The sequence below is a fragment of the Nocardioides sp. 31GB23 genome, from assembly GCF_040012395.1.
Lineage (GTDB): Bacteria > Actinomycetota > Actinomycetes > Propionibacteriales > Nocardioidaceae > Nocardioides > Nocardioides salarius.
The window spans coordinates 1-17,171 of sequence record NZ_JBDYKJ010000015.1; the positions used below are offsets into that span (position 1 = coordinate 1).

Here is a 17,171-nt window from a genome sequence, read left to right on the forward strand (position 1 = left end):
TCTCGAAACCGGGTGGGTCCATGGCGTACGGCGAGCACGGTTGCGGTCTGCGAGTCACTCACGGGGTCTCGGCGTCGCTCGTCGCTGGCGCTCCTCCCTGCTCGACCAACGGCGCCGCTGGCACCTGCGCACCCTCGAGAACTTGACTTTTCTCGACATCGTCGGCGTGTCGACTGGAAATTACACGATTGTAGTTACTCACGAAACCTTCCGTGGCCCATGTGACTCGTGTGAAAGTTGCGCACCGTGTGAACTTCCCCGCGCACTGTGAAGGACCGTCGTATGCCCCCCAGCAGGTCTCGTTTCGTCAGCGGCTGCCAGCAGCTGCTGGTGCTCGGTGCCGTCGTCGCCGTGCTCGCGCCCGCCGCGAGCGTGATCAGCCTCGAGGTCGTCCAGCGCCCCGGCAGTGGTGCCGCGCCCGCCTACGACGGCGCCCTCGCGGCGTACGTCCGCTCGGCGCAGCAGACGGCCACCGTGCCCACCGCGCCGGTCGAGGCCGTCGTCGAGGAGCACGCGCTGACCGCCCCCTCGGGCGCCACCGTCGGTCGGGTGCAGGCCCGTCCCCTCGGTGGGCGTGCCACGGTGCTGACCAGCCGTCCCGAGCCGGTGAGCGGCTACGGCGCCGTCGGCGTCACCTGGGAGCCCGGTGCCCAGCTCGACGAGGACGAGATCGCCTTCGAGGTGCGCACCCGCACAGCCGGGGAGTGGAGCGAGTGGGCCGAGCTGGAGTACCACGACGAGCACGCCCCCGACGCGGGCAGCGCCGAGGCGGCCCAGGCGCGCCCCGGGACCGAGCCGATGATGGTCGGCGAGGTCGACGACGTGCAGGTGCGCAGCACCGAGCGCGCCGGCGCGCTGCCCGGTGACATGCGGATGGCGGTGATCGACCCCGGCACCCCCGAGGCCACCGCCGAGGAGCGCGCCGCCCTCGACACCGCCACGCTCGACGGGGCGGGTGACGCGGTCGCCGTCAGCGACCTCGAGGTCGACGACAGCGCCGGCGCCGACGTGCTGACCCTGCAGTCGTCGCAGGTGACGCCCAAGCCGGTGATCTACTCGCGCGCCCAGTGGGGCGCCGACGAGCGACTGCGCAGCGGGTCGCCGAGCTACCACGAGGTGCACGCGGGCTTCGTGCACCACACGGTCAACGCCAACAGCTACACCAAGGACCAGGTCCCGGCGATGCTGCGCAGCATCTACGCGTACCACACGAAGTCCCGGGGCTGGTCCGACGTCGGCTACAACTACCTCGTCGACCGCTTCGGTCGGATCTGGGAGGGCCGCGCCGGCGGCGTCGACCGCCCGGTGGTCGGGGCGCACACCCTGGGCTACAACGAGAACTCGTTCGCGATGTCGGCGATCGGCAACTTCGAGCAGGTGCGGCCCAGCGAGGCCGTGGTGCAGGCCTACGGCGCGCTCTTCGCGTGGAAGCTGTCGCTGCACGGCGTCGACGCCGCCTCGGGCTCCCAGCAGGTCGGCAGCCGCTCCTTCCCGGCCGTCAACGGCCACCGCGACGCCGGCTCGACCGCCTGCCCCGGCACGTTCCTCTACCAGCGCCTGGGTGACATCCGCAGGCTGGCCGACGCCGCCCAGGCCGACTTCGGCGGGCGCCAGCTGCCGGCCGACCTGGTCGACTCCCCGCACCCCGACCTGGTGGCGCGCCGCGCCTCCGACGGTCGCGTCTTGATCATCCCCACCGGCGGGATGAGCCGGGTCCGCAAGCCGGCCACGGTCTCGTCGGGCTGGTCGGGCTACGAGTCGGTGCTGCTCTCCGACGACGTGACCGGCGACGGGCGTCCCGACGCCCTGGGCGTGACGGCGTCGGGTGCGGTCGACGTGCGGCCCGGGCAGGACGGGGGCTTCGGCGAGACCACCCGCACCGCCACCGCCACCGAGGGCCACGACCTGGTCACCGCGGTCGGCGACGTCGACGGCGACGGGCGTCCCGACCTGGTCGGGCGCGACGGCGACACCCTCGAGGTGCTCTCGGGGCGCGGTGACGGGCGCTTCCGCGCCGCCGCGGCCACGACCGGCTGGTCCGGGTACGACGCCCTGGCCGGGAGCGACCTCGACGGCGACGGGTTCGCCGACCTCGTCGCCCGGCGTACGGACGGCGCCATGGTCTGGCACCGCGGCTCGGCCGCGGGCTTCGGTGCCGCGCAGCCCCTGGTCGGCGCCGGCTCCGGCTCCGCGTGGGACGTCGTCAGCGCGCTGGGCGACTGGAACGGGGACGGCCACACCGACCTCTTCGTGCGGCGCGAGCGCGGGCACGGCTACGTGCTGCCCGGTCGCGGCGACGGCAGCGTGGGCCACCCGCTGGGCCCGATCAAGCGGCTCAAGGGGCGCCCGGGCCTGACCGGGGGAGCCGACCTGAGCGGGGACGGGGTCCCCGACCTGGTCTTCCTCAAGGGCGACACCCTGATGAAGATCGTCTCGACCGGCGAGGCGGAGACCCGCGCCCCGGTGGACACCGGCACCCGGATGCGCTCGGCCGACCTGCTGCTCAACGTCGGCGACTGGGACGGTGACGGCCTGGGCGACCTGGTGCTGCGCAAGCGCAAGAACGGTGCGCTCAAGATGCGTCCCGGCGACGGTGCCGGCTCGTTCGGCAAGGCCGTGCTGCTGGGCCGCGGCATGGGCGGCGTCCGCCTGCTCGAGTCGGTCGGCGACGTCACCGGCGACGGCTGGCCCGACCTGATGGGCCAGCCGACCGGGGGCTCGATGATGATCTACCCCGGCCGGGGCGCGGCGCAGCTGGGTCCGGCGTACGTCGCGCACAGCGCGATCAGCGCGACCCGCCAGGTCGGTGTCGGCCTGTGGAACCGCGACGGTGCACCCGACTCGGCGTTCCGGCAGGGCGACGCGCTGGTGGCCTACCCCGGCAACGGACCGGGCGGGCTGACGGACCCCCAGCGACTCGACCTCGACCTGCGCGGCTACGACCTCGTGACCGGGATCGGCGACATGACGCTCGCGACGCGCGCCGACCTGGTGGTGCGCGAGAGCGCCACCGGCCACCTCTGGCTCCTCGAGGGCAAGGCGTCGGGCTTCCGGGCGCCGCGCTTCCTCGCCGACGGGGCGGGGGTCTACGACCTGGTGGACTGATCCCTGTCCGTGACGCGCTCGTCGGCCGAGGTCGACTCGAGGCGCGCCGGGTCAGGGTGCGCGACCAGGACCAGCGAGCCGCCGCGTGCGAGCGGCTCGGTGAAGGTGGCGAGCTCCGGTGGGGAAGCCGGGTTCGCCGCCGAGAGGAGACGGCCGCCGTCGGTGACGAGAGTCCCGGCGGCGGCCGCGCTCCACAGCTCCGACTGGCTCAGCGCCAGTCCGGGCGCGCGGACGGCGACGTCGTCGGCCTCCGGGGGGTCGAAGGCGATGAACGAGTCGGGCTGGCCCCAGATCTCCACGCCGACGTCGTGGACGCCCTCGGGCAGCGGCTCGGCGAAGCGCACCCCCATCGGGAGCAGGGCGCAGGCCAGCACCGGCACGTCCCCGGCACGGGCGGCGTGCTCGGCCACCGACCCGGGACCGCACACCACGGCTTCGGCGGTGCCCGCCTCCTCGGCGCCCACCACCACCAGGCCTGCGCTCCACGCGGCCCCCAGGAACACCGGGCCCAGCCAGTGGGCGGGCAGGTCGAGGCACAGCGCGTCGCCGCGCTCGAGGTCGTGCTCCTCCACGAGCAGCGAGGCCGCCTTGGCCACCCAGTTGGCGTACGTCGTCACGGAGAGCTCGCTGCGCTCGCCCGAGGCGTGGTCGTAGAAGGTCACCAGCGGGCGGCCCGGGTCGCGGGACAGCTCGCGCTGCAGCAGGGCGGGGAGGGTCGTCACGGCCCCGACACTAGGGTGTCGCCCATGACGAGCCTCGCGCCCATCGACTCCTTCTGGGCCGTGGTGCCCGCCGGCGGCGCCGGCACCCGCCTGTGGCCGCTGAGCCGCGCCGGGGCGCCGAAGTTCCTGCACGACCTGCGGGGCAGCGGCCGCACGCTGATCCAGGAGACCCACGACCGGCTGGGGCCGCTCGCCCCGGGCCGGGTGCTGGTGGTGACGGGGGCCGCACACCGCGACGCCGTGGCCGGCCAGCTCGACACGCTGGCGCCCGAGGCTATCCTCGCCGAGCCGTCCGCCCGCGACTCCATGGCCGCGATCGGGCTCGCGGCGGCGCTCATCGAGCGCGCCGACCCCGACGCGGTGATGGGCTCCTTCGCCGCCGACCACGTCATCACCGACGTCGAGGGCTTCGCCGGCGCGGTGCGCACCTCCGTCGAGGTGGCCCGCGAGGGGTGGCTGGTCACGCTCGGCGTCGAGCCGACGTTCCCCTCCTCGGCCTTCGGCTACATCCGCTCCGGCGAGCCGTTGGCCGAGCACCCCGGCGCCGCCCGGGTCTCGCAGTTCGTCGAGAAGCCGTCGGTGGAGGTCGCCCGGGGCTACCTGGCCGAGGGCGGCTACCGCTGGAACGCCGGCATGTTCGTGGCCCGGCCCACCGTGCTGCTGGACCTGCTGGCCGACACCGACCCGGGCTTCGCCGCCGACCTGCGCGCGCTCGCGGCCGACGGCTCGCGCATGGACGAGATCTGGCCGCGCCTGCCCCGCATCGCCGTCGACCACGCGGTGGCCGAGCCCGCCGCCGCGGCCGGCCGGGTGGCCACGGTGCCGGCCGCCTTCGACTGGGAGGACGTGGGCGACTTCGACTCCTTGGCGGCGCTGCTGGGCGCCGACGGGGTCCCGATGACGGTGCTCGGCGACGCCGACGTGCGCGTCGTCGACGCCTCCGGCCTCGTCGTGGCCGGCGGCCGGACGGTGGCGGTCGTCGGGCTCGACGACGTCGTGGTCGTCGACACCCCCGACGCCCTGCTGGTGACCACGCGCGAGCGCGCCCAGGACGTCAAGGCCGTGGTGGCCGCCCTCAAGGAGTCCGGGCGCGCCGACCTGACCTGAGCCGCTCCGACCCGGTCAGGGCCGGTCAGAGGAAGGCGTTGGGCTCGGGGGAGTCCTGCTGGGGGTACTCGGTCACGAACTCCTCGACCGCCGCGCCGCTGGGCTCGGAGCAGTACTGCCACACCCCGACCTGGTTGGCGGTGTCGGTCTCACCGGCGCCGCCGGCCGACCAGTGGGTCATCGCGACGTGCTGGCCGTCGGGGAAGGCGTCGCCGTCCTCGGAGGTCCAGGACGCGGCGATGAAGGCGTTGCGGCGGTTGGACTCGTCGGAGAACTTCTCGGCGATGCCGCGCACCTCGCCGAGCGCCTCGTCGTCGTCGGCGATCGTCTCGTCGTACCAGAGCACGGTGTAGCCGTGCTCCTGGTTGTGCACGAGGGCCTCGATCTCGGGACGGTCGTCGGCGGTGTAGAACTCGCGGGCCCCGGAGACGGGCGCGACGCCGGCGATGTTCCAGTGCGGGCCGAACGCCGGCGGCGAGGTGTCGTAGGTGACCTGCTGCTCCTGCGGGACGTGGGTGCCGCTGTCGGCCGCGGGCTCGGTGGTGACCTCGCCGCACACGTCGGCGGGGGCGCCGATCTCGTCGATGGCCAGCGAGCTGTACTGGCTGCTGGCGACCTCGTCGCTGATGATCCCGTAGAGCGGCACCGCGATGATGGCGGCGGCGATGACGCCGCAGACGGCGACGATCGCGTAGCCGCGGCGCTTGTCGGCGCCCTTCTGCTGCTTGCGGATCGCGTCGATCTTGGCCTGGCGGTCGGACTTGGCGGGCTTGGCCACGGTTCGGCTGTCCTCGGTGTCGGGGGCGGTCTCTCGGGTCGTTCCCGGGGGCTGGCGGGGATTCTACGGAGTGCGCGGTCGCAACTCGGCAGCGACGGCGGATCCCGCGTCGTCGGGGGCGTGCGCCGACCACCCGTGCGCGAACGCCAGGGGGGCCAGGAGCGCGGCCAGGCGAGGCCGGTCGGCAGGGGTCAGCCGGACCTCCAGCACGGTGGGGTCGCCCGCGGACGGGGTCGTCGTGGCGGTGCCGCCGCTGACGTGATCGACGGCCGCGACGAGCTCTTCCGGTGGTGCCGGGGCCCCGAAGGGCGCCTGGTCTAGCGCCGCGCCGCGCAGCGCGCGCACGACGGCCTCGCGGGCGCCGTACCCGAAGAGGTCGCCGCCCTCGGGCCGCACCAGCGCGGTGGCGCCGGGGCCGGGGTCGTCGAGGGGGAGCACCAGGTCGGCGCGCCCGCGCAGCACCGCGAACGGCCGGCCGCCGAGCTTGCCCTGGGCCAGCTCCGCGGCGCCCGCGACCTCGTCGGCGACGGCGGGCGCGGTCACCGCCAGCTCGTTGCCGTGGGCGTCGACCCGGCCGGCGAAGCTCTCGGCCACGTCGAGCCCGGCGGCGCCGATCGCGATGTCGGTCTGCCCCTCGCGCCAGGCGCGACCTGCGGTGTCGGTGACGACCACGCCCACCACGTGCCCGCACAGCTCGTGCAGGCGTGCGCGCAGGCGGCGCGCGGAGGCGTCGGGATCGACCGGCAGCAGCACGATCGAGCCCAGCTCGACGTTGGAGGCGTCGATGCCGGCCGCGGCCATGGTCAGCCCGTGGTGGGTGCGCACGATCGTGGTCGGCCCGCGGCGCGCCACCACCCGGGCGGTCTCGTCGGCCAGCGCCCGGGCCCGGTCGCCCCGGCGCACCCGGCCCTCCGACTTGCTCACGACCTTGCTGGTGACCACCACGACGTCGCCGTCGACGAGGTCGTGGCCACCCGTGCCGTGGCCCAGCGCCCCGAGCAGCGCGGCGGCCAGGTCGGTGCCCTCCACGACCTCGGGCACGCCGTCGGGGGCGTGCACCGTCAGGGACGTCATCGGGTCGCGAGGTCGACCGCGGCGGCCACCATGGCCGCGGTGGCGTCGGGCGAGGTCATCATCAGCGGCACGGCGCCCGCGCGCAGGCCGGCCTCCTCGAGGGCCGCGACGTCGCCCGCGTCACCGGTGTCGACCAGCCAGCCGTCGAGCACCCCGCCCTGCGAGCGGGCCCCGTAGTGCAGCCCGACGCCGGCCGCGCTGACCTCGACCCCGATGGCGGTCAGCAGCTGGCGAGCCATGCCGCGCACGTGCTGGCCCCCGACGATCGGGGACAGGCCCACCACCGGCGCACCGGTGGCGACGAGGGCCTCGCGGACCCCGGGCACGCCCAGGATCGTGCCGACGGAGACCACGGGGTTCGACGGCGGCACCAGCACCAGGTCGGCCCCGGTGATCGCCTCGACCACGCCGGGCGCCGGCGTGGCCGCGTCGAGACCCACGACGACGACCGTCTCCGCGGGCACCTCGGCGCGCATCCGGATCCAGTACTCCTGGAAGTGCACGACCCGGGTGCCGCTGGGGGAGTCGGCGTCGGCGACCGCGACGTGGGTCTCGACCCGGTCGTCGGTCATCGGCAGGAGGCGCAGGCGCTCGCCGTGCACCGGCTCGAGCCAGCGCCGGCACAGGGCGGCGGTGACCGCCGAGAGCGGGTAGCCCGCCTCGAGCATCTGGGTGCGCACCAGGTGGGTCGCCACGTCGCGGTCGCCGAGGCCGAACCAGGTCGGCTCGACGCCGTACGCCGCCAGCTCCTCGCGCACGCTCCACGTCTCGTCGCGCCGGCCCCAGCCGCGCTCGGGGTCGATCCCGTCGCCGAGGGTGTACATCACCGTGTCGAGGTCGGGGCAGACCTTGAGCCCGTGCACCCACAGGTCGTCGGCGGTGTTGGTGACGACCGTGACGACCGCGTCGGGGGCCACGCCGGGCAGGGCGCCGGTGTCGATGGCGTGCAGCAGACCCTGCAGGAAGCGGGCGCCGCCGATGCCCCCGGAGAGGACGGTGAGGGAACGCATGGGGCTACTGTGCCGCAGCGACCGGCGCCGCCGGTCCGCAGACCCCCGGTCACGGGGTCTGGACCCGGTGGGGTAATACCAGACTTTCGCTTGACTTCCGGTGTACGACAGGCATGTAATTCCCACAGTGTTCTTCGGGATTTCCACTGGGTCGAAAGGGCGTACGCCGTGAGAGAGCTGTTTCTCCTCGAATCGGACGCCACCGAGGCGGGCTGGCAGGATCGCGCCCTGTGCGCACAGACCGACCCCGAGGCGTTCTTCCCTGAAAAGGGTGGTTCCACCAGGGAGGCCAAGAAGGTCTGCCTGACCTGCGAGGTGCGTGACGAGTGCCTCGAGTCCGCGCTGATGAACGACGAGCGCTTCGGCATCTGGGGCGGCCTCTCCGAGCGGGAGCGTCGCAAGCTGAAGAAGCGCGCAGTCTGAGGGTGCTCCGCGCACCCTGGTGAGGGTCAGCCCCGGTCGTCAGCGACCGGGGTCCCTTGCATTTCGGGGCCCGTGCCCGTGGGCACGTACGCTTGCCGATCGTGTCCGGGTCGGGTCGGGGGGCGGTGGCCGCCCTCGTGGTCAGTCACGACGGTGCGCGCTGGCTGCCCGTCGTGATCGATGCGCTGCGCTCGCAGACCCGGGCCCCCGACCGGGTCGTGGCCGTCGACACCGGCAGCCGCGACGACAGCGCCGACCTGCTCGAGGCCGCCTTCGGCCCGGTCGTGCCGGCCCCGGCGAGCACCGGCTACCCCGAGGCGGTGCGCCGCGGCGTGGCCGAGCTCGGGCCCGAGGTCGAGTGGCTCTGGCTGCTGCACGACGACTCCACGCCCGACGCGTCCGCGCTCGAGGCGCTGCTCGCCGCCGCCGACGAGCACCCCGAGGCCGACATCCTGGGGCCCAAGCTGCGCGAGTGGCCCTCGCTGCGTCGCCTCCTCGAGGTCGGGGTGACCATCTCGGGCACCGGGCGCCGCGAGACCGGGCTCGAGCGCGGCGAGTACGACCAGGGCCAGCACGACGAGGTGCGGCGGGTCCTCGCGGTCAACACCGCCGGGATGCTCGTGCGCCGCCAGGTCCTGGAGGACCTGGGCGGCCTCGACGACCACCTGCCCGTCTTCGGCAACGACATCGACCTCGGCTGGCGCGCCGCCGCCGCCGGGCACACCACGCTGGTCGTGCCCCAGGCCGTGGTCTTCCACGCCGAGGCCGCCCACCGGGGTCTGCGCCGCACCGCCCTGACCGGGCGGCACACGCACTTCCAGGAGCGGCGAGCAGCGCTGTTCACGCTGCTGGTCAACGCGCGACCGCGCGCCCTGCCGCTGCAGGTCGTGCGCCTGGTGCTCGGCACGGTGCTGCGGGTGCTGGGCTTCCTGCTCGTCCGCTCGGTCGGGGAGGCCCTCGACGAGCTCGCCGCGCTGCTCTCGCTGGCCGGCTCGGCCGGCGACGTCCGCCGTGCCCGCCGCGAGCGCCGGGGCCGGGCCACCGCGCCGCCGCAGGAGGTGCGGCGGCTGCTGGCCCCGCCCTGGCTGCCCTACCGCCACGGTCTCGACGCGGTCAGCGACCTGGCCTCCGCGCTCACCGACCAGGCGAGCGACGTCGCCGAGCGGCGCCGGGCCGCGGCCGCCGAGCGCGACCCGGCGGCGTACGCCGCCCAGGCCGGCGCGCGCCGGGCGGTCGCCGAGGACGCCGAGGACGAGGACGTCCCCGAGGACACCTCGTTCGTGGCCCGGTTCCTGAGCGACCCGGTGGCGGTGGTGCTCTCCCTGGGCGTGCTGGCCCTCCTGGTGGCCACCCGGGCCGGCTTCGGCCAGGCCGTCGGCGGCGCCCTGGCGCCCGTGCCGGACACCGCCGGGGCGTGGTGGGGGCTGCTGCTGGAGACCTGGCACGCGCTGGGGCAGGGCACCGCCGTGCCGGCCCCGGCCTACCTGCTGCCCCTCGCGCTGCTCGCGACGCTGCTGGGCGGCAGCCCTGCCGCCGCGGTCTCGGCGGTGCTGCTGCTGGCGGCACCCCTGGCCCTGTGGGGCGCCTGGCGCCTGCTGCGGGTCGCCGGCCGTCTGGTCTCCGTGCGGGGCGCCCCGCGGTGGCTGCTGGTCTGGGGCTCGGCGACCTACGCGCTGGTGCCGCTGACCAGCGGTGCGTGGGGCGAGGGACGGCTGGGGCCGGTCGTGAGCGTCGCGCTGCTGCCGTGGGCGGCGCACGCCGCGCTCGGCTTCGCCGACCCGGCGGCCGACCGCCGCTGGCGGGCCGCGTGGCGGCTGGGGCTCCTGCTCGCCCTGCTCACCGCCTTCACGCCCACCGCCTGGCTGGTCGCGGCGCTGCTCACGGGCGTCGTCGTGACGGTGGTGGTCCTCGTGCTCCCCGGCGCCGCGCGCGACCGGTCGACCTGGCTGCCGCCCCTCACCGCCCTCCTGGTGCCGCTCGCGCTGCTCGCTCCCTGGTGGGTGGGGTCGCTGCGCCGCGGCGCCGCCGAGGCGCTGCTGCTCGACCCGGGTCGCCTGCCCGCGGCCGAGCCCAGCGGCCTCCAGCTGCTCGCAGGCCGCCTCACCGACACGGGCGCGCCGTGGTGGCTCGGCCTGGTGCTGGTCGTCCTCGCGCTGCTGGCGCTGGTGCCGCGCCCCACCAGGGCGGCCGTGCTCCTGGTGTGGGTGGTGGCCCTGGTGGCCGTGCTGGTGGCCCTCGCGCTCTCCGTGGTGCGCCTCGAGCTCGTCGTCGGCACCGCCGCGCCGGGCGTGGCCGCGCCGCTCGCGGTGCTGGCCGGGGCCCTGGTGACCGCCGTGGTGCTCGGCGGCGTCGGTGCGCGCGAGACTGCCGCCCGGCCGCTGCTGGTGGGCCTGGGCCTCGTCGCCGCCGTGGTGCCGGTCCTCGGCCTGGCCTGGGCGGTCGTGGCCGACGGCCGGCTCGGCGACGAGCCCGCCTCCGACGTCCCCGCCTACATGGTCCAGCGCTCCGAGCTGGGCCCCGAGCACGGCATCCTGGTGCTGCGCGGCGACGTCGCCGGCGGCCTCGAGCACACCGTGCGCCGTGGCGACGGCACCACCCTCGGCGAGGACGAGGTGCTCGCGCTGAGCGGCGAGGACGCCGACCTCACCGCCACGGTGCGCGAGCTCGTCTCGGCCCCCACCAGCGACACCGTCGCGCGCCTCGGCGACCTCGGCATCGAGCACGTCGTGCTGCCGGCTCCCGCCGACGGCGACGTGGCGGCCGGCCTCGACGCCGCCGGCGGCCTGGTGCAGGCCAGCGCCGCCGACCCCGGCACCCGGGCGTGGCAGGTCGACGAGCCCCTGTCGACGCGGGCGCTCGAGACCGGCACCTCCCCGCTGCACGTCGTGCTGCTCGTGGTGCAGGGCGTCACGCTCGTGGTGGTCCTGGTCCTCTGCGCCCCCACCCGCGAGCGCAGGAGGCGCCGATGAGCCCCGTGACCCCCGGCCGGAGGGCCGGCACCGGCTCCGCACGCCGGCTGGACCGCGTGCTGGTGGCGGCGGTGGTCGTGCCCGCGCTGGCCGTGGGCGGGGCCCTGCTGGCCGACAGCGCGGTCGCGCCGCGCCCGGCCGACCAGCCGCCGCGCGAGGCCGACCTCGACCGGGCCACCCTGGTCTGCCCGACGGCGACCAGCGACGGCCGTGTCGTCGTGGCCAGCGGCACCGGGGCCCGCGGCGAGGTGGGGATCGGCGCCGAGGGCGACGACCTGCGTCTCGACCGGCGTGCCGCCGGGGTCGCGGACACCGACGACGTCGCCGTGGTCACCGGCACCGGCGCGCTGGCCCCCGGGCTGGTGGCGCTGCGCACCGCCGGTCCGGGCCTGCGTGCGGTGGCCTGCCCGGCCACCCGCTCCGACCAGTGGTTCACCGGTGTGGGGGCCGGCGCCGAGCACACCTCGGTCCTCGAGCTGACCAACCCCGACGCCGGGCCGGCGACCGTCGACGTCGAGGTGCACGGCCAGTCCGGGCCCGTGGAGGCCGACGGGCTGCGCGGCGTCGCGGTGCCCGGGCGGGGCACCGTGCGGCTGCGCCTGGGGGCCGAGGTCCCCCAGCGCGAGGAGCTGGCGATCCGGGTGAGCACCGAGCGGGGACGCGTCGCGGCCGTGGTCGTCGACGCGTTCGTGCCCATCGGCCGCGGCGTGCCCACCAAGGAGTACCTCCCCGGCCAGGAGGAGCCCGGGCTGGCCAACGTGCTGCTGGGGCTGCCCGACGCCGATCCCCAGGACGGTGACGAGCGCTCGGTGGTGCTCGCCAACGGCGGCGACGACGTCGCCCGGGTGCGCCTCGAGGTGATCACCGCCGGCTCCGTCTTCGCGCCGGCCGAGCTCGAGGAGGTCACCGTCGACCCGGGCAGCGTCGAGCGGATCCCCGTCGAGGGCCTGCTGGGCTCCGACGCGGCCGAGGGCGCCCTGGGCCTGCGCGTGGTCAGCAGCCGGCCCGTGACCGCGACCTTCCGTGCCCGCAGCGGCGCCGACCTGCTCCAGTCGGTGCCCGGCGGCCGTGTCGAGGGCACCACCCTGCTGCCGGTGCCCGCCGGGGCCAAGCAGCTCCTGCTCGCCGACGCCGACGGCGTCGGGACGGTGCGCGTCGAGGCCCGCGACGCCGACGGCGAGCGGCTGCGGCGGCGCCGCTACGAGCTCTCGCCGGAGGTGGGGCTGTCGGTGCCGCTGCCCGACGGCGCCGCGCTGGTCGAGGTGCGCACCGACGGCCTCGACCTCGTCGGCTCGGTGCTGGTCGAGACCGGGTCCGGTGCGGCGGTGCTGCCGCTGCGGCCGCTGGTGCTGACCGACCTGGTGCCCGCCGTGCGGCCCGGCCTGCCCTAGACCGGCCTGCCCTAGTCCGCGTCGTAGCGGGGGTCGACGTCGGCGGGGTCGCAGCCGAGGAGCTCGGCGACCTGCTCGACGAGCACGGTCAGCAGCAGCGCGTGCAGCTCCGAGCGGGTCTCGCACCGGTGCTCGATCGGGCGGCGGAAGACCACCAGCCGGCTCGGCCGCCCGCCGGCGCCGCGCACCAGCGACGCGAGCGGCACGCTGTCGGGGGTCCAGTCGTCCGGCACCAGCGGCGTGTCCTCGACGGCGAACTCCACGAGCCCGAGCCGGTCGGACCAGCGGTCCTCGAGGTCGGTGACCAGGTCGAGGACCAGGTCGTCGAAGCGCTGGCGGCGGGTGCGGACGGCGACCGTGCCGGGCACCGCGGGCCGCACACCGGGCCCGCGCGGGCCCCGACCGCGCCGGTCACGGATCCCACGTCGGGGCACGGCGTCGTCGGGCATGCCGCGAGCCTAGTCGGCGCCGGCCCCGGCGGGAGGTAGCGTCTGGGCCGTGAAGCCCGCCCGCCGCTGCTCCCGCACCGCGTGCGGCCGGCCTGCGGTGATGACGCTGACCTACGTCTACGCCGACCAGACCGCCGTGCTCGGTCCGTTGGCCACCTATGCCGAGCCGCACGCCTACGACCTGTGCGAGACCCACAGCGAGCGGCTCTCGGCCCCCCGTGGCTGGGAGGTGCTCCGCCTGGCCCAGCCCGCGCCCCCCGGTCCCAGCAACGACGACCTCCTCGCGCTCGCCGACGCCGTGCGCGAGGCCGGCCGGCCGGCCCCCGTGCAGCGGTCCCTGCCCGAGGCGGAGACCGGCCGTGAGACCACGCGTCGGGGCCATCTGCGGGTGCTCAGCTCCGACCACTAGGGTCAGGGCATGGCCGACACCCTGAGTGCCGACAACGTCCACGCGGTCTTCAAGGCCTACGACGTGCGCGGGATCGCCCCCGACCAGATCGACGAGGCGCTCGCCCGCGCCACGGGCCTCGCCTACGTGCAGGTGCTCGGCGTCGACTCGGTCGTGGTCGGCCACGACATGCGTCCCAGCTCGCCCGGGCTGGCCGGCGCCTTCGCCGAGGGCGCCACCGAGGCCGGGGCCGACGTGGTGATGATCGGCCTGGCCTCCACCGACCAGCTCTACTTCGCCTCGGGCTTCCTGGGCCGGGCCGGCGTGATGTTCACCGCCAGCCACAACCCGGCGCAGTACAACGGCATCAAGATGTGCCGGGCGCACGCCGTGCCGGTGGGCGCCGACACCGGTCTCGCCGAGATCCGCGACCGCGTGGTCGCCGGCGTCGTGCCCGACGCGGTGGGCACCGGCTCGATCAGCAGCCACGACGTGCTCGAGGCCTACGCCGCCCACCTGCTGACCCTGGCGCCGGTCTCCGGGCGGCGGCTCAAGGTGGTCGTCGACGCGGGCAACGGGATGGCCGGGCACACCGCCCCGGCCGTCTTCGGGCGCCTGGGCGACGACGTCGTCGACGTCGTGCCGATGTACTTCGAGCTCGACGGCACGTTCCCGAACCACGACGCCAACCCCATCGACGCCGAGACGCTGGTCGACCTGCAGGCACGCGTCGTGGCGGAGGGCGCCGACGTCGGCCTGGCCTTCGACGGCGACGCCGACCGCTGCTTCCTCGTCGACGAGCGCGGCGTCGCGGTCTCGCCGTCGACGCTGACGGCCCTGATCGCGGCGCGCGAGCTGGCCAAGCACCCCGGGTCGACCGTCATCCACAACCTGATCACCAGCCGGGCCGTGCCGCAGCTGGTCGAGGAGCTGGGCGGGCGCCCGGTGCGCACCCGGGTGGGCCACTCCTACATCAAGGCCACGATGGCCGAGACCGACGCGGTCTTCGGCGGGGAGCACTCGGGGCACTTCTACTTCCGCGACTTCTGGCGCGCCGACTCGGGGATGCTCGCGGCGCTGCACGCGCTGGCCGCGCTCGCCGAGACCGACCTCCCGCTCTCGGCGCTGCTGGCGCAGTACGAGCGCTACCCGCTCAGCGGCGAGATCAACTCCACGGTCGCCGACCAGGGCGAGGTGATCGCCGCGATCGAGGCGGCGTACGCCGGTCGCGAGGGCGTGAGCACCGACCGGCTCGACGGGCTCAGCGTGCTGCACGCAGACTGGGCCTTCAACGTGCGCGGCTCCAACACGGAGCCGCTGCTGCGGCTCAACGCCGAGGGGAAGGACCAGCAGACCATGACGACCGTGCGCGACGAGGTGCTGAGCATGATCAGGGGTGCGCGATGAGCGGCCTGGACCTCGACCCGGCCCTGCTGGAGATCATCGTCTGCCCCGACTGCCACGGTGACCTGGCCGAGGGCCCGGGCGTGGGCGACGGCCCCGAGCTGGTGTGCGGCTCGTGCGGCCTGGCCTACCCCGTGCGCGACCAGATCCCGGTGCTGCTGGTCGACGAGGCCCGCCGCCCGTGACCTGGTTCGACGAGTCCCGCCTCGACGACGAGCTGGCGCTGGAGCGCATCGACGTCCGGCTGCGGACCCTGGCCGAGTCCGGCTCGAGGGTGCGCCGCGAGGCCGGTGACGCCGCCTCGGCGATGGCCGAGGCGGTCACCCGTGCCCAGGACCTGCCCCGGCCGCGGGCGGTGATCGCCGCGGGCCCCGACTCGCGGCTGCTGCGCGCGGTGCTGGAGCCGTGGTGCCCGGTGCCCTTCGTGGCCTGGCCCGGCCACGCGCTGCCCGGCTGGGCGGGCAGCCTCGACCTGGTGGCGGTGCTGGCCCCCGACGGGGGAGACCACGGCACCGCCGCGGCGGTGCGCCGCGGCTGCCAGGTCGTGGTCGCCGGCCCGCCCGGGTCGATGGTCGCCGAGCACGCCGCGGGGCGCTGGAGCGCCATCCTGCCGACCACCACGCGCGACCCGCTGGCCACGGCCGTGGTCATGCTCTCCTACCTCGAGCAGGTGCGGCTGGGCCCCAGCGCCGACCCCGGCACCGTCGCCGACGCGCTCGACCAGGTCGCACTGGCCTGCGCGCCGCGCCGCGACCTGGCGGTGAACCCGGCCAAGACGCTGGCCATCGGCCTGGCCGACACCAACCCCGTCGTCTGGGGCGGCAGCGTCCTGGCGGCCCGGGCCGCGCGCCGGGTCGCGGAGTCGATCCGTCGCTCGAGCGGGCGCACCGCCATCGCCGGCGAGGTCGACCAGCTGCTGCCGGTCATCGAGGCCTCGCGCCCCCGGGACGTCTTCGACGACCCCTTCGCCGGCGGCGCCGGCGACCTGCGCCCGGTCCTGGTGGTCCTCGACGACGGCGTCGACGACCCCCTGGTGCACGAGCAGCGCCAGCAGCTGGAGTCGGCGGCCGCCGAGCGCGGGGTGCGGGTCGAGACGCTGACGTGCGAGGAGGGCGACGAGGTCGCCCGCTACGCCTCGCTGCTGCTCAGCGGCACCTACGCCGCCGAGTACCTGCGGCTCGGGCTGGTCGACGACTGAGGTTTGCCCGCCCGCCGCCGGCGGGTAGGACTGGACCCATGGCCTCCCGACGAGACCCGTGGTTCGACAACGCCAAGATGGCCCTCGTGACGTTGGTGGTCCTCGGTCACTCGTGGGTGCTGCTGCCCGACAGCGTGCTGGTCGAGCACCTCTACGACTTCCTCTACGCCTGGCACGTCCCGGCGTTCGTGCTGGTCACCGGCTACCTGTCGCGCTCCTTCTCCTACACCCGTGCGCGCCTGTGGAGCCTGGTGCGCACCGTCGCGGTGCCCTACGTGCTCTTCGAGGCCGGCATCGCCCTGTTCCGCATCCACGTCGGCGGCGAGCAGCTCGAGGACCTGTGGCGCGACCCGCACTGGCCGATGTGGTTCCTCTCGGCGCTGTTCTTCTGGCGACTGCTCACCCCGGTCCTGCGCGACCTGTGGGGCGGCCTCGCGGTCGCGGTCGGCGTCAGCCTGGTGGCCGGTCTCTACGCCGGGGACACCCTCGACGTGGCCCGCATCCTGGGCCTGCTGCCGTTCTTCGTGATGGGTCTCAAGGCCACCCCCGAGCGGCTCGAGCTGCTGCGCGCCCGTTGGGTGCAGGTGGTCTCGGTGGGCGTGCTGGTCGGCATCTGGTTCCTGACCGCGCGCACCGACCAGTGGGCGGCCACCGAGTGGCTCTACTACCGGGCGCGCTACGACGAGCTCGACGTCAGCGACACCCGCGCGTTCCTGACCCGCACGAGCCTGCTGGTCCTCGGCACGCTGGGGGCGTGGGCCTTCCTGGCCCTGGTGCCGCGGGTCGGTGGCTGGTTCACCCGGATGGGCTCGGCGACGCTCGTGGTCTACCTCTTCCACGGCTTCGCCGTGAAGGGCGCCGGGTACGCCGGGTGGGGCGGCTTCGCCGAGCAGCACCCGGCCCTGGGGCTGGTCGTGACCAGCGTGCTGGCGCTCGGGCTGGCGCTGCTCCTGGCCAGCGCGCCGGTGGCGCGGGTGCTGGGCCACGTGGTCGACCCGTTCGGCTTCGCGGGACGCCGGGTGGGGGAGGCGGCCGAGGTCGCGGTCGCCTCGCAGCGCGTCGACGACCACGCCGAGGAGGTCGCCGAGCTGGTGGCCGCCGAGCAGCGCGCGCCCGCGGCGCGTGGGTAGGCTCCTGGTCGTGCCGACCCACC

The 17,171-nt window shown here is 75.5% G+C and carries 15 protein-coding genes; 10 read left to right on the forward strand and 5 right to left on the reverse strand.

Features of this window, described 5'->3' with window-relative positions:
- The first annotated feature begins 282 nt into the window (after positions 1-282).
- Positions 283-3,105 (forward strand): FG-GAP-like repeat-containing protein, encoded by a 2,823-nt coding sequence (locus tag ABKW28_RS06570; RefSeq protein ID WP_348607476.1) that lies wholly within the window; start codon positions 283-285, stop codon positions 3,103-3,105.
- Here the strand turns inward: ABKW28_RS06570 and ABKW28_RS06575 are convergent.
- Positions 3,087-3,827 carry a TIGR03089 family protein gene (locus ABKW28_RS06575; RefSeq protein ID WP_348607478.1) on the reverse strand — a complete coding sequence of 247 codons (741 nt, stop codon included), beginning with the start codon at positions 3,825-3,827 and terminating at the stop codon, positions 3,087-3,089. The two genes, ABKW28_RS06570 and ABKW28_RS06575, sit on opposite strands and share 19 nt — an antisense overlap.
- A 24-nt stretch (positions 3,828-3,851) precedes the next feature.
- Here ABKW28_RS06575 and ABKW28_RS06580 point away from each other — a divergent pair, with 24 nt between their 5' ends.
- Positions 3,852-4,934: a sugar phosphate nucleotidyltransferase gene (locus ABKW28_RS06580; RefSeq protein WP_348607480.1), complete on the forward strand. Its 1,083-nt coding sequence runs from the start codon at positions 3,852-3,854 to the stop codon at positions 4,932-4,934.
- 25 nt (positions 4,935-4,959) lie between these two features.
- Here ABKW28_RS06580 and ABKW28_RS06585 read toward each other — a convergent pair whose 3' ends face one another.
- The 3 genes from ABKW28_RS06585 to cofD form a co-directional block, all read right to left on the reverse strand.
- Positions 4,960-5,712, reverse strand: coding sequence for a DUF3105 domain-containing protein (locus ABKW28_RS06585; RefSeq protein ID WP_348607483.1), 753 nt, complete (start codon positions 5,710-5,712; stop codon positions 4,960-4,962).
- Between the two features lie 63 nt (positions 5,713-5,775).
- A complete protein-coding gene (locus ABKW28_RS06590; RefSeq protein ID WP_193667156.1) occupies positions 5,776-6,786 on the reverse strand; it encodes a coenzyme F420-0:L-glutamate ligase in 1,011 nt (336 codons plus the stop codon).
- Complete coding sequence (gene cofD, locus ABKW28_RS06595; protein WP_193667157.1) at positions 6,783-7,796, reverse strand: 2-phospho-L-lactate transferase; 1,014 nt, start codon at positions 7,794-7,796, stop codon at positions 6,783-6,785. Before cofD ends, ABKW28_RS06590 begins: the two co-directional genes overlap by 4 nt.
- A 168-nt stretch (positions 7,797-7,964) precedes the next feature.
- Here cofD and ABKW28_RS06600 point away from each other — a divergent pair, with 168 nt between their 5' ends.
- The 3 genes from ABKW28_RS06600 to ABKW28_RS06610 all read left to right on the forward strand — a co-directional run bounded on the left by ABKW28_RS06600 (position 7,965) and on the right by ABKW28_RS06610 (position 12,579).
- Complete coding sequence (locus ABKW28_RS06600; RefSeq protein WP_179613947.1) at positions 7,965-8,219, forward strand: WhiB family transcriptional regulator; 255 nt, start codon at positions 7,965-7,967, stop codon at positions 8,217-8,219.
- A gap of 101 nt (positions 8,220-8,320) precedes the next feature.
- Positions 8,321-11,188 (forward strand): glycosyltransferase family 2 protein, encoded by a 2,868-nt coding sequence (locus ABKW28_RS06605; RefSeq protein WP_348607485.1) that lies wholly within the window; start codon positions 8,321-8,323, stop codon positions 11,186-11,188.
- On the forward strand, positions 11,185-12,579 hold the full coding sequence (locus ABKW28_RS06610) for a DUF5719 family protein (RefSeq protein WP_348607487.1): 1,395 nt from the start codon (positions 11,185-11,187) through the stop codon (positions 12,577-12,579). The genes ABKW28_RS06605 and ABKW28_RS06610 overlap by 4 nt, the downstream gene beginning before the upstream one ends.
- Positions 12,580-12,590: 11 nt before the next feature.
- Here the strand turns inward: ABKW28_RS06610 and ABKW28_RS06615 are convergent, their stop codons facing one another.
- Positions 12,591-13,028: a metallopeptidase family protein gene (locus ABKW28_RS06615; RefSeq protein ID WP_348607490.1), complete on the reverse strand. Its 438-nt coding sequence runs from the start codon at positions 13,026-13,028 to the stop codon at positions 12,591-12,593.
- A 49-nt stretch (positions 13,029-13,077) separates the two neighbouring features.
- Between ABKW28_RS06615 and ABKW28_RS06620 the strand changes: the two genes are divergently transcribed.
- Genes ABKW28_RS06620 through ABKW28_RS06640 form a run of 5 tightly spaced genes read left to right on the forward strand, consistent with a single transcriptional unit; the run spans position 13,078 to position 17,148 of the window.
- Entirely contained in the window at positions 13,078-13,437 is a 360-nt protein-coding gene (locus ABKW28_RS06620; RefSeq protein WP_193667162.1) for a DUF3499 domain-containing protein, read from the forward strand.
- A 9-nt stretch (positions 13,438-13,446) separates the two neighbouring features.
- The gene (locus tag ABKW28_RS06625; protein ID WP_348607493.1) at positions 13,447-14,823 is read left to right on the forward strand and encodes a phosphomannomutase/phosphoglucomutase; all 1,377 of its coding nucleotides are present in this window, start codon (positions 13,447-13,449) and stop codon (positions 14,821-14,823) included.
- 5 nt (positions 14,824-14,828) lie between these two features.
- On the forward strand, positions 14,829-15,005 hold the full coding sequence (locus tag ABKW28_RS06630; protein ID WP_193667290.1) for a Trm112 family protein: 177 nt from the start codon (positions 14,829-14,831) through the stop codon (positions 15,003-15,005).
- Positions 15,002-16,018 carry an SIS domain-containing protein gene (locus ABKW28_RS06635; RefSeq protein ID WP_348607495.1) on the forward strand — a complete coding sequence of 339 codons (1,017 nt, stop codon included), beginning with the start codon at positions 15,002-15,004 and terminating at the stop codon, positions 16,016-16,018. The genes ABKW28_RS06630 and ABKW28_RS06635 overlap by 4 nt, the downstream gene beginning before the upstream one ends.
- Positions 16,019-16,056: 38 nt before the next feature.
- Positions 16,057-17,148 carry an acyltransferase family protein gene (locus tag ABKW28_RS06640; protein ID WP_348607498.1) on the forward strand — a complete coding sequence of 364 codons (1,092 nt, stop codon included), beginning with the start codon at positions 16,057-16,059 and terminating at the stop codon, positions 17,146-17,148.
- Positions 17,149-17,171: the final 23 nt, after the last annotated feature.